This window comes from Paraburkholderia sp. CNPSo 3274 (genome assembly GCF_024206475.1).
Lineage (GTDB): Bacteria > Pseudomonadota > Gammaproteobacteria > Burkholderiales > Burkholderiaceae > Paraburkholderia.
This window is the reverse complement of sequence record NZ_JAMBPR010000058.1, coordinates 48,300-60,073: the sequence shown is the minus strand read 5'-3', so window position 1 is coordinate 60,073 and position 11,774 is coordinate 48,300. Positions and strand designations below refer to the sequence as shown.

Annotated in this window: 8 protein-coding genes; 4 read left to right on the top strand and 4 right to left on the bottom strand. The window is 62.5% G+C overall.

All coding sequences use genetic code 11. From position 1 onward, the window contains the following. Positions 1 to 436 precede the first annotated feature (436 nt). Entirely contained in the window at positions 437 to 1,672 is a 1,236-nt protein-coding gene (gene ltrA, locus M3I54_RS31540) for a group II intron reverse transcriptase/maturase (protein ID WP_309249657.1), read from the top strand. A 204-nt stretch (positions 1,673 to 1,876) separates the two neighbouring features. Here ltrA and M3I54_RS31535 read toward each other — a convergent pair whose 3' ends face one another. Next, positions 1,877 to 2,869 carry a nitronate monooxygenase family protein gene (locus tag M3I54_RS31535; RefSeq protein WP_254343039.1) on the bottom strand — a complete coding sequence of 331 codons (993 nt, stop codon included), beginning with the start codon at positions 2,867 to 2,869 and terminating at the stop codon, positions 1,877 to 1,879. Positions 2,870 to 3,116: 247 nt separating this feature from the next. Here M3I54_RS31535 and M3I54_RS31530 point away from each other — a divergent pair, with 247 nt between their 5' ends. The 3 genes from M3I54_RS31530 to M3I54_RS31520 all read left to right on the top strand — a co-directional run bounded on the left by M3I54_RS31530 (position 3,117) and on the right by M3I54_RS31520 (position 6,463). Beyond that, positions 3,117 to 3,599, top strand: a complete 483-nt coding sequence (locus tag M3I54_RS31530; protein WP_254343038.1) for a cache domain-containing protein — start codon at positions 3,117 to 3,119, stop codon at positions 3,597 to 3,599. Positions 3,600 to 4,525: 926 nt separating this feature from the next. After that, the gene (locus tag M3I54_RS31525; protein WP_254343037.1) at positions 4,526 to 4,675 is read left to right on the top strand and encodes a hypothetical protein; all 150 of its coding nucleotides are present in this window, start codon (positions 4,526 to 4,528) and stop codon (positions 4,673 to 4,675) included. Positions 4,676 to 4,801: 126 nt separating this feature from the next. Further along, complete coding sequence (locus tag M3I54_RS31520) at positions 4,802 to 6,463, top strand: Nramp family divalent metal transporter (protein WP_254343036.1); 1,662 nt, start codon at positions 4,802 to 4,804, stop codon at positions 6,461 to 6,463. A 187-nt stretch (positions 6,464 to 6,650) separates the two neighbouring features. Here the strand turns inward: M3I54_RS31520 and M3I54_RS31515 are convergent, their stop codons facing one another. The 3 genes from M3I54_RS31515 to M3I54_RS31505 are packed head-to-tail and all read right to left on the bottom strand — an operon-like array spanning position 6,651 to position 11,743. Beyond that, a complete protein-coding gene (locus M3I54_RS31515) occupies positions 6,651 to 7,457 on the bottom strand; it encodes an oxidoreductase (RefSeq protein ID WP_254343035.1) in 807 nt (268 codons plus the stop codon). A 33-nt stretch (positions 7,458 to 7,490) separates the two neighbouring features. Continuing rightward, complete coding sequence (locus M3I54_RS31510; RefSeq protein WP_254343034.1) at positions 7,491 to 10,631, bottom strand: efflux RND transporter permease subunit; 3,141 nt, start codon at positions 10,629 to 10,631, stop codon at positions 7,491 to 7,493. After that, positions 10,628 to 11,743, bottom strand: coding sequence for an efflux RND transporter periplasmic adaptor subunit (locus M3I54_RS31505; RefSeq protein ID WP_254343033.1), 1,116 nt, complete (start codon positions 11,741 to 11,743; stop codon positions 10,628 to 10,630). Before M3I54_RS31505 ends, M3I54_RS31510 begins: the two co-directional genes overlap by 4 nt. Between the last annotated feature and the right edge of the window lie 31 nt (positions 11,744 to 11,774).

Here is an 11,774-nt window from a genome sequence, read left to right as displayed (position 1 = left end):
TGGCGTGCGCCGTGACAAGGCGGCGCTTTTCCAGTGGGTGAAAGCCCCACCCGGCAACCGCTCCAGCCGGAAGCAACCGGAGCAATCGTGGAGGTAACGAAGCGGTTGAAGCCTTCGGTGAAGCGTGTCACGAAATACGGTGACAGCGCGAGTGTGCAGGCCGTAACGCGAGTGAACGCCGAGCAAGCCTCGAAAACGTCGATGCACAGGCCGACCCGAAAGCCATGTCGGGGAAGGCTGATACGGCTGGGTGAACGAGCAGGCAGGACGCCCAGTCGCTGTGCCGGGGTAGTGGCGACAGCATGTACACAAGGAAAGCGTACGCAACACGGGAAGCCCCCTGGCGTGGTCAGGGATGACCAACCGGAGCCCGCGAGGGACAGGCCGGGCGCCTTGGGGTGACGGAGAGGCCCGTATTACCGTTGAAGCCGGTGTAATGCTGGTGGAGGGAAGGGGCCTCAGTTCAAGACAGACGCAATACGTAGTGAGGACGTGGAGATTGGGCAACCTATCAACTCCGATTCGTGTTCAGAAGCTGCAGATGGCGTTACACGCGAAAGCGAAGGCAGAAGCCGGGTATCGCTTCTACGCGCTGTACGACAAGATCTATCGCGAGAATGTGCTGGCGCATGCGTATGCCCAGTGCCGCTCGAACAGGGGCGCACCGGGTGTCGATCGGCAGGACTTCGCGGAGGTCGAGGCGTACGGGGTGCAGAAGTGGCTCGGTGAACTGGCGCTTACGCTCAGGCAGGAGACTTACCGGCCGGACCCTATCAGAAGAGTGTTTATCCCGAAGGCCAATGGCAAGTTGAGGCCACTGGGCATCTCGACCCTGCGGGATCGGGTGTGCATGACAGCAGCGATGCTGGTGCTCGAACCGATCTTCGAAGCGGACCTTCCGCCAGAGCAGTACGCTTACCGGCCGGGGCGAAACGCCCAGCAGGCGGTGATCGAGGTGGAGGAACGGCTGCATCGAGGGCAAACGGACGTTGTTGATGCCGACCTTGCGGACTACTTCGGAAGTATTCCACACGCCGAACTGATGCTGTCGCTTGCGCGACGCATCGTCGATCGGCGCGTGCTGCATCTGATCAGGATGTGGTTGGAGTGCCCCGTGGAAGAAACCGATGACCGAGGCCGGAAGAAACGTACGACGGAGTCCAGAGACAGCAGACGTGGCATTCCGCAAGGTTCACCCATCTCACCACTGCTGGCAAATATTTACATGCGCCGGTTTGTGCTGGCGTGGAAGAAGCTCGGACTTCAGCGCAGTCTTGGCAGTCGCATCGTGACCTACGCGGACGATCTGGTGATCCTGTGCAAGAAAGGGAAGGCTGAGGAAGCCTTGTCACGAATGCGCGAGATCATGGACAAACTGAAGTTGACGGTCAACGAGGAGAAGACACGAATCTGCAAGGTGCCGGAAGGCGAATTCGACTTCCTGGGTTACACGTTTGGGCGGATGTACTCAGCGACGACTGGCCAGGCCCGTATGGGCATGCGCCCGTCGAAGAAGAGTATCCGGCGTATGGTTGAGAAGGTTCATGCGCTGACCGCCGCTTCGATGACGTGGATGGACACCACGGAGCTGATTGGCAAATTGAACCGCTATCCACCCTCGCACCTCTACGGGCACTTTGGTCTCGTTCGTCTACAAGGTCCTTGGCAGTAACTTGCCGTGTACGAAGGCGTGATGTCTTGTCCGAGAGCCGGATGCGGGAGATCTGCATGTCCGGTTCGATGAGCGGGTTGTGGAAACGGGGTTAAGGCAAGGATACTCGGGCACCGCCAGACGAAAGGGGCGGAAACAGACAAACCGAACCTACTGCTACCGCGCCACAACTCGACTCTACCGAAGGCGACACACCGGCAGCGATTAAGTTGAGGCAGTTGATGCTCGCCGCGCTTTGTACGACGAATACCCGAGAATCGCATCCATTTCCCTGACGACATTTGCGACGATCGTCCCGGCCGGCAGCACCTCGCGGATCAACGCCGCCGACTCGCCGGCGATCACGGCCGCCAGGTCGTACTGCCGTGTGGCGCGCGCCTCCATATAGCGCGGATGCTCGACGTGCAACTGCTGCAACAGCTCGCGCTCGCGTCCGGCCCACTTCTCCGAAAACGCGTTGCGTAACACGCGCCCCGTGTACGGTGCTGGCCAGACGTTGTTGCGCGCCATGTCGAACAGGATGCCGCGCACGGTTTCCTCGCCGCCCTTGCATTCGACGATGCGCCGCTTCGCTTCGTCGTCACCGCTCGCTTCTTCGCTCGCGTAGAAGCGCGTGCCCATCAGGATGCCGGACGCGCCAAGCGCGACGGCCGCTGCGAAGCCGCGGCCGTCCGCGATTCCGCCGGCCGCCACCACGGGCACGCGCTCGCCGACGGCGTCGACGACTGCCGGAACGAGCGAGATCGTGCTGCAAGCGATACCATGACCGCCGCCTTCGGCGCCTTGCGCGACGACGATATCGGCGCCGCAATCGACAGCCTCGCGGGCCATCGCCGCCGTTTGAACCTGGCAGATGGCGAGAATGCCGGCAAGCTTCGTCGTCCCGATGTGCGCGCTCGCGTCGCCGAACGAAAACATGATCGCGGCTGGCGCATGCTCGATGGCGACGTCGAGCAGGTGCGGCCGCCGCGACAGGCTCCATGTGATGAAACCCACGCCGACCCGCGCGCCGCAAGCGGCGGCGAACTGCTTGCGCAGCCACGCCTCGTCGCCGTAGCCTCCGCCGATGAGGCCGAATCCGCCCGCCTTCGTCACGGCCGCCGCGAGCTTGCCGTCTGCCACCAGATCCATCGGTGCGAGCAGCACCGGATGGTCCACACCGAGTTGCTTCGCCAGTCGCTCGTATCGCTCGAACATCGCCGTCTCCCGCAGTGATGACCCTTTGATCCCGTGCCCCAGCCTTTGCACCAATACTGGAGCATGATGGGCCGCAGCGGAAATGATTTGTTTTAGTACCGCTCGATCAGGTAGCCCGTATGCCGGGCGGCGCGCACTTTCACGGTATTGCGGCTTTCCTGGCTATCAATCAGGCTGGCCAGAAATTCCCGGCGTCAGCTCTGCATGCGCGCACACGGCCACAATGTCCACCGCTGGAGGTGATGTCATGAAGATGAAAGCGTTCTTGCTCGGTCTCTTGCTTTTTTCGGGCTTGCCCGGCACCGCATCATTTGCTCAATCGTCTCCTCCCCCATCCGAGCAGGCGAGACAAGTCGAAGCGCTAGTCAACAAAGCCGCCGCGTTGATCGACAGTAAAGGTAAGGCAGCTTTTTCCGAGTTCAGAGTAAAGGACTCGGAGTGGTTGCACGGTGACACATATGTGTTCGTATACGACCTTGAGTCGAATGTCTTGTTGAATACGGGCATCCCAGCGCGCGAGGGGACGAAGGTCAGCGGTCAGAAAGATGTCAATGGCAAGTTGTTTCACGACGCCATGATTCAGACGGCCAAGACCAGTGGATCGGGATGGGTCGACTACATGTCCCCGAAACCTGGGCAGACCCAGCCATCGCAGAAATGGACCTACGTGAAGGCCGTGACGATCGATGGAGTTCCTGGTCTGGTGGGTTCGGGATTCTATCCCTGGTAGCCCCTTTGGGTTCAACATGATCTTACCCACGAAGCGTGGACACCTTGAATTTGGCGTTGGTCAATGTTTCAAAGGGCAGAAGAACACCTCCATATATTCGAACAGACTGGCTCGTGCCTGATCGCGGGTTTTGAAGTCGCAGTGTGCTTAGTAGATTGAAGATGGATGCAGAGCACAACAGCTCGTGCCCGGTCGGTGGCATTCAGTGAGGAACAGGAGCGCGCTCCGCGTCGCACATGTACAACATACACTCGCGGGCAACCGTCTATCCTGAAACGAAGAGGTCTGCGAATGATTTGCATCCACTGGCAGTAACGGAGTCGAAAGAAAAATCTTCGAAATACTCGTTGACTCGGCTCGCGCGTCGTCACTAGAATTCGCCTGTTTCCACGAAAGGGGCATATGCCTTGGACAGTTGCAGTAGTCGACCTTCGAACAGTTTTTCTGCCTGACCGGCACGACGCCCGCCTGGATTCTTCCCTAGCCGCCGTCCTGCCAGCAGGCAGACGGTGCGCGCCGCAGTAGCTTCCACAGTATTTCCCCCGCGCATCTTTTCGATTGTCCGCCGTCATTGACGCGTGCGTTGTATCGCGCATGCGTCCAGATGGCCCGGCGCGTCGAGCCTTTGGCTCGTGGCGCCGCATGATCACGCCGATTTCGCGCACCGAATGTCGCGCGGAGCCGGCGTGCGGTTACCCACGTCCATTCGACGTGAATCGGACGCAAACGACAGAGGAGTTCACGATGCCCGACCCTGAGCCTTGTTCCTGTACGACTCGCTGTGCGTTCTCGCTGAACGCCGCTTTCTCCGCCTGACATCCTGGCCGCACACGTTCCTCCCACACGCTCGAGCACTTCGGTCCGTGTGAACTGAAACGAAAGGCCCGGTCGAAGGCGCCACGTTTCAAGCTATTGGAGGAATCACCATGCACTTCGCACTCCTCGTTTCGCAACTCCCGCGCGTCGAAGATGCTCGCAGGCACTACAACGACATGCTGGCGCTCGACGGCCGTTCGTACCTATCGGCCCGCGTGGTCGCCGCCGTCCGGGCGGCGCTCAGGAAGCTCGCTTACTAACACTGCCTGGCGTGGCCGCCTGCCTGCACATTCGATCAGACACAGGCTCGAACACCGGCATAGGGCAGGGCAGGGCCACGCTTTTCAGCAACGATTTAGAGCGTTACCGATAAGGAATAACTTCAAATGTCCACTACACCTGCAAACATCGCGCCGCGCCGTGCCGCTGTGCTCGACGACGCGCACGTCGGCGATATCAAGGGCGCCTTCGGCACGATCGCCCACCACGACACCGCTCCGCGCAGCAACTGGATGGCGCGTCTGCGCACGCTGCTGGCCATCCTTGGCCCCGGCCTCATCGTCATGGTCGGCGATAACGACGCCGGCGCGTTCGGTACCTATACGCAAGCCGGCCAGAACTACGGCACGTCGCTGCTCTGGACGCTCGCCCTCCTGATCCCCGTTCTCTACGTCAATCAGGAAATGGTCCTGCGCCTGGGCGCCGTGACCGGCGTTGGTCACGCACGCCTTATCTTCGAACGCTTCGGCAAGTTCTGGGGCGCCTTCAGCGTCATTGACCTCTTTCTGCTCAACGCCCTCACGATCGTCACCGAGTTCATCGGCATTACGTTTGCACTCGACTTCCTCGGTGTCTCGAAGGTTCTCGGCGTCTGCATCGCCGCAGTCCTGACGATGGCCGCGGTCAGTACCGGTGATTTCCGGCGCTTCGAACGCTTCGCGATCGTGCTGTGCCTGTTGAGCCTTTTGCTGATCCCGGTACTCGTGTCGATCCACCCGCCTGTCGGCGTCATCGCGCGCGACTTCTTCGTGCCGACCTGGCCGAAGAATTCCAGGCTCTCCGATGTGATGCTGCTCGTCATCGGCATCGTCGGCACGACCGTCGCACCGTGGCAGCTGTTCTTCCAGCAAAGCTATGTGATCGACAAGCGCATTACGCCGCGCTTCATGAAGTACGAAAAGGCTGACCTCTGGATCGGCATCGCGTTCGTGATCATCGGCGCTGTGGCGATGATGGCCTTCACGGCCGCGCTCTTTGACAGCAAGCCCGAGTTCGGCAACTTCACCGATGCGGGTGGCGTGATTGCGGGTCTGCACAAATACGTCGGCCAGACCTCGGCCACGATCTTCGCCGTCGCGCTCCTCGACGCGTCGATCATCGGCGCTGCCGCTGTTTCGCTCTCGACCGCCTACGCGATCGGCGATGTGTTCAAGGTCAAACACTCACTGCATCGCAGCGTGCTCGACGCGAAGGGCTTCTATCTCGTCTACTTCGGCATTATTGCGCTCGCTGCCGCCCTCGTGCTGATGCCGGGCAGCCCGCTTGGCCTCCTGACCGAAGCCGTGCAGACGCTCGCGGGCGTGCTGCTCCCGAGCGCAACTGTGTTCCTGCTGCTGTTGTGCAATGACAAGGCTGTCCTCGGCCCGTGGGTGAACTCGAAGAAGCTGAACATTTTCACGGGCGCCGTGATAGCTGTCCTTGTCGTTCTCTCGATCATCCTGACGGCGGCCACCGTGTATCCGGATATCAGCGGTGCAGCGATTCTCAAGATTCTCGTGGGCGGATGCGGGCTGGCCGCGGCCGTGTACGCCGCGGTGGAACTCTCGCGCAAATCGCGCGGCAGGGCTGTCACCGATGATGCGTTGCCGCTCAACAAGCCTGCCCTCAAGGCGTTGCGCAACACGTGGCGCATGTCGCCGCTCGAAGACCTGCCGGCGCCGCAGCACCTGAAGCTGTCGACACGCGTGTGGATGGGCGTGCTGCGCACCTACCTCGTCGTCGCAGTGGGTCTCGTCATCGTGAAGGTCGTGCAGATGGCCATTCACTAAACAGGATCGGGCAGGCACACGTCTGCCCCGTTTTACGAACGCGCGGTGCGCGAATATGCGCGCAAGCGCAGGCAGCCTGTTCGCAACGGCATGCATGGCGTGACTGGCCGCCCAGCCGGGTAAGGGTGGACGCTCGTCATTGCGCGAGGGCGACGGACATGCCCGCGCTACATCGCGAGGTAAGGCTTCACGCAAGCCCGAATGTTTTCCTCAAGCTTGAATCGACGGGGCCGGAGGGCATGAAGCGCCGCAATTTGCTCAACAGAGAGGCCTCACCCGCCGGGGTACGACGCATGCGCCAGCTCCCAAGCGCTGCTTCGACAATTGTGTTTGCCACGCTACCGGGCTCGGGGGCACCTTTGACACTGTTCACGACTGCGCTCGATGCAAGGGCACGCTCGCGGTCATAGTCGGCGATTTTCAAACCCGCCTGGGGCGCATTGACGTCGAGCCTGGTCCTGGTAAAAGTCGGTTCGACCAGCGTTGCGCGTATGCCGAACTGGCGCACCTCATGGTCCAGGGTTTCAGTCAGCCCTTCGACCGCATGCTTGGACGCCGAATAGAGGCCCATGTAGGGGGCGGGCAAGAAGCCAAGCACCGAACTGACATTGACGATCCTTCCGCCACGTTGCTCTCGCATGTGAGGGAGTACTGCCTGTGTCGTGCGCAGGATGCCGAATACATTGGTGTCGAACAGGGCCGCAGCTTCGGCAGTCGAAGTTTCCTCCACTGCGCCAATCATGCTCGTTCCTGCATTGTTGACGAGCACGTCGATTCGCCTGGCACGATCGATGATGGACTGGATTCCTGATTGAACCGAAGCATCGTTTCGAACGTCCATCTCGACCAGCTCGACGCCGGACAATGACGCTGTTTTCGCAATGCTGCGCACGGTGCCAAATACGCGGCAACCCCGGCTGGCAAACTTCTCGGCGGTGGCGCGTCCGATACCCGATGACACCCCGGTCACAACGACAACGGTGGATTTCGACATGAACAGCTCCCTTCAGGTGAAGTTGATGATGTTTTAACTGCGCGCGTCGAGCGCGTCCTGCAGCGTTTGCCCGGAAGGCTGCGCCTGCCCATGCCGATCTTTGCGCAAGCCAGCGGTACTATCGGGCCTGATCTTGAACCAGATGGAATACATGGCCGGCAGGAACACCAGCGTGAGAATCGTCCCGGCGAACGTACCGCCGATGAGCGTGTAGGCGAGTGTTCCCCAGAACACCGAATGGGTCAGCGGGATGAAGGCGAGGATCGCCGCCATGGCCGTCAGGATCACGGGGCGGGCGCGCTGCACGGTGGCCTCGACGATCGCGCGGAATGGGGCCAGCCCCGCCCGCTGGTTCTGGTGGATCTGCCCGATCAGAATCAGCGTGTTGCGCATCAGGATGCCCGACAGCGCAATGAGGCCGACCAGCGCATTGATGCCGAACGGCTGCCGGAACAGGATCAGCGTCGGCACCACGCCGATCAAGCCGAGCGGGCTGGTCATGAACACCATCACCATCGCGGAAATCGAGCGGACCTGGAGAATGATGATGACCAGCGTGATCGCCAGCATGATCGGGAACAGCGGCAACATGGCGGTCGTCGCCTTGGCCGATTCCTCGATGGAGCCCGCCTGCTCGATGCGATAGCCGCTGGGCAGCTTCGCGATGATCGGCTGGAGCTGGCTGGTAATCGCCGTTGATACGTCCGGCGGCTGCAGGTTGTCGGCAATGTCGCCGCGCACTGTGATAGTCGGCACGCGGTCGCGCCAGCGCATGATCGGTTCCTCCATGCGCACGTCGACCGTGCCCACCTGCGATAGCGGGATGCGTTGCCCGTTGGCGCCAGCCAGCGTAAAGTCCCCGAGCCTGGCGGGGTCGAGCCGAACGTCGCCGGCCGAACGCGCCATGACCTGCACGGTTCGAATATCCTCACGCACGGCGGTGACAGGCACGCCGGTGAGCAGGAATTGCAACTGCTGCGCCACCGCGCTGGACGTGAGCCCCACCGCCTGCAGACGGTCCTGCTGCAACGTGAAGTGCAGCGTGGGCGCGCGCGTGCCCCAATCGGTGTTGACCGTGCGCATCATCGGACTGCTTTCCATCACCTGCTGAACTTTAGCCGCGATGCCGCGAAGCGTGTCCGGGTCCGGGCCGGTGACCCGGTAGGCAACCGGGAACGGCGAATAGGGGCCGAAAACGAGTTGAGTGACGCGCACGCGCGCTTCGGGGGCGAGACCGTTGGCGATCGCCTGACGCAGTCGCTCCTTCAACGCATCGCGCTCGTCCTGGCTGTCCGTGCGCGCCACGATCTTGGCAAACGACGGGTCGGGCAATTCCGGTCCCATGGCCAGGTAAAAGCGGGGCGCACCCTGTCCGATGTAGGCGGTGACGATCCTGGCTTCCTTCTGCTTTGCGAGCCAGGCTTCCACCTTCGCCGCGGCGGCGCTGGTTTGGGAGATGGACGTGCCATAGGGCATCTGCACCTCGACCAGCACTTCGGGGCGGTCGGAGATCGGGAAGAACTGTTTCTTGACCACGCCCATACCGAGGATGGCCAGGGCGAAGAGGCCAACGACCGAACTGGCGACCAGCCATTTGCGCGCGATGACGCGCGTGAGCAGCTGACGGAAGCGGTTGTAGCGCGGCGTGTCGTAAATCGCGTCGTGACCCCCTTCGACCTTTTTGAAGTCGTGCAGCATCTTCACGCCGAGGTAGGGCGTGAAGACCACGGCGACGACCCAGGATGCGATCAGGGCAATGCCGACGATCCAGAACATGTTGCTGGTGTACTCGCCCGCGGTGGACCGGGCGAAGCCGTTGGGCATGAAGCCGACCGCAGTCACCAGCGTGCCCGAGAGCATGGGGGCGGCAGTATGGCTCCAGGCATAGGCAGAGGCGGCCACACGGCTGTAGCCTTCCTCCATCTTCACCACCATCATTTCGATGGCGATAATCGCGTCGTCCACCAGCAGGCCGAGCGCGAGGATCAGGGATCCGAGGGTAATGCGGTCGAAGTTCTTGCCTGTCGCGGCCATCACCACGAACACGATGGCCAGCGTCAACGGCACTGCGGCGGCAACCACCAGGCCCGCGCGCCAGCCCATGCTCACGAAACTCACGAGCATGACCACCAGTAGCGCGGCGAAAAACTTGAGCATGAACTCGTCGACCGCCGAATGAATGTTGACGGCCTGATCCGTGACCTTGGTCAGGCTCATTCCCAGCGGCAGCCCGGCGTTAATTGCGCCGACCTCGCTGTCCAGCGCCTTGCCGAGATCGAGCCCGTTCCAGCCGTCGCGCATGACGATGCCCAGCAGCAGTGCCGGCTCGCCGTTGTTGCGGATCATGAACGTCGCCGGATCTTCATAACCACGCGTGACGGTGGCAATGTCCGACAGCTTCAGTGTGCGACCTTGTGCCACGACTGGCGTGTCGCGGATCTTCTGCAGGTTGTCGAAGGCACCGTCCAGGCGAATGAACATCTCCGGACCTTTCGTCTCCACGGAGCCGGCCGGCGTCAGGGCGTTCTGGCCATTGAGCGCGGCGAATACGTCCTGCGGGCTGACGCCCAGCGTTGCCAGCCGGTCATGTGAGAGCTCGACGTAGATTCTTTCCGACTGCTCGCCGATGATGTCGACCTTCTTCACGCCCGGCACATGCAGCAGCCGTTGGCGCAGCGTCTCCGCATCGCGCACCAGCAGGCGCTGCGGCTCACCCCTCGCTTTCAGTGCGAAAAGAGCAAACGTGACGTCCGCGTATTCATCATTGACCATCGGCCCGATCACGCCAGCCGGAAGGTTGGCTGTCTCGTCGCTGATTTTTTTCCGGGCCTGGTAAAACTGCTCCTGCACGTCCGACGGCGGTGTGCTGTCGAGCAGGGTCAAGGTCGTAAAGGCCAGCCCGGGTCGCGTATAGGTCTCGGTCCGGTCGTACCAGCGCAGCTCCTGCATGCGCTTTTCGATTTTCTCCGCGACCTGATCGTGCATCTCCTGCGCGGTGGCGCCGGGCCACGCGGTGACGATGGTCATCACCTTGATTGTGAACGCCGGGTCTTCGGCGCGACCCAGCTTGAAGAACGAAACGAGCCCGGCCAGCGAGATCAGACAGATCAGGAAGAGGGTGATGGAGCGCTCGCGCACGGCAAGCGCCGACAGGTTGAAACGGCCTTCGCTCACGGACGGGCTCCCTCGGCCGTCATGGCCACGGCCTGACTTGTCACCCGGACCTGCTCGCCTTCGCGCAGCAACTGCGCGCCAAGCGCGACGATCCGGTCGCCTTGCCTGATATCACCGGACACGCGGGCGCTGTCGTCGTCCAGATGTTCGACGGTAACCGGCCGCCAGAAAACCTTTGCCGGCTCGCCGTCGATGATCCATACCCCGGGCCCCTTTCCGGCGTCCAGCAGCGCGCCGATCGGCACCTGCAAATTGCCTTGCACCGCAGAACGCGCGTCCGGAATCTGGACCGTCACCGTGGCGCCCAGCGGGGCATCGGCCAGCGCTCCCTGCAGCACATACCGCGCTTCGAAGGTCCGGGTACGAGGCTCCGCCGTATCCGAGAGCTGGCGCAGCGTGGCCGGCACGCTGACGCCGCCGTTGCCGAACAGCGTGGCCTCGGCGACCGAACCGATGGCGGGCCGCAGGGTTTCGGGTAGCTGGATGACAGCCTCGCGCCGCCCGGCGTGGGCCAGGCGCACCACGGGTTGTCCGGCGCTGACGACCTGACCCGGTTCGGCCAACGTTTCCATCACGACACCATCCCCGTCCGCAACCAGCTCGGCATAGCCGGTCGCATTGCGCGCAACGTCGGCGTCCGCCTTGGCCGCACTGAGCTGCGCGCTGGCGGCATCGGCGGCCGCCTTCGCCTGGTCGTAGGCCGAAGCCGAGATCGCACCCGTGCCGCGCAGGTCGCGGTAGCGCTCCTCATCCTGCGCGGTCTGCAGCGCCCGTGCTCGCGCTGCGGTGACCGCGTCCTGCCGGGCTTGCGCGGCAAGCCTCAGATCGACGGGATCGATGCGCATCAGTGGCTGGCCACGTTTGACGGTTTGCCCGGCATCCACCAGCCGCTCCAGCACCTTGCCGGAGACGCGAAATCCCAGGTCGCTTTGCACGCGTGCGGCGACGGTTCCGCTAAACGAACGGGACGCGGGGATCGCCGCCTGGGCGATGGCGGTGCGCACCAGGGGCGTCTCGGTGCGCGGATCGGACGGTGCTTTTCCGTCGCAGGCGGCTAGCGCAAGTGGCAGTGCACAGACGACTGCAGAGGTAGCGAGGCGACGCTGGAGCATGAAAGTCCCATTGATGGAGGAATCGGGGCTT

Bases quoted from the DNA above. Each gene is read 5' to 3' on its own strand.
- ltrA (WP_309249657.1), top strand. From the start codon at position 437: ATGCTGGTGGAGGGAAGGGGCCTCAGTTCAAGACAGACGCAATACGTA.
- M3I54_RS31535 (WP_254343039.1), bottom strand. From the start codon at position 2,869: ATGTTCGAGCGATACGAGCGACTGGCGAAGCAACTCGGTGTGGACCAT.
- M3I54_RS31530 (WP_254343038.1), top strand. From the start codon at position 3,117: ATGAAGATGAAAGCGTTCTTGCTCGGTCTCTTGCTTTTTTCGGGCTTG.
- M3I54_RS31525 (WP_254343037.1), top strand. From the start codon at position 4,526: ATGCACTTCGCACTCCTCGTTTCGCAACTCCCGCGCGTCGAAGATGCT.
- M3I54_RS31520 (WP_254343036.1), top strand. From the start codon at position 4,802: ATGTCCACTACACCTGCAAACATCGCGCCGCGCCGTGCCGCTGTGCTC.
- M3I54_RS31515 (WP_254343035.1), bottom strand. From the start codon at position 7,457: ATGTCGAAATCCACCGTTGTCGTTGTGACCGGGGTGTCATCGGGTATC.
- M3I54_RS31505 (WP_254343033.1), bottom strand. From the start codon at position 11,743: ATGCTCCAGCGTCGCCTCGCTACCTCTGCAGTCGTCTGTGCACTGCCA.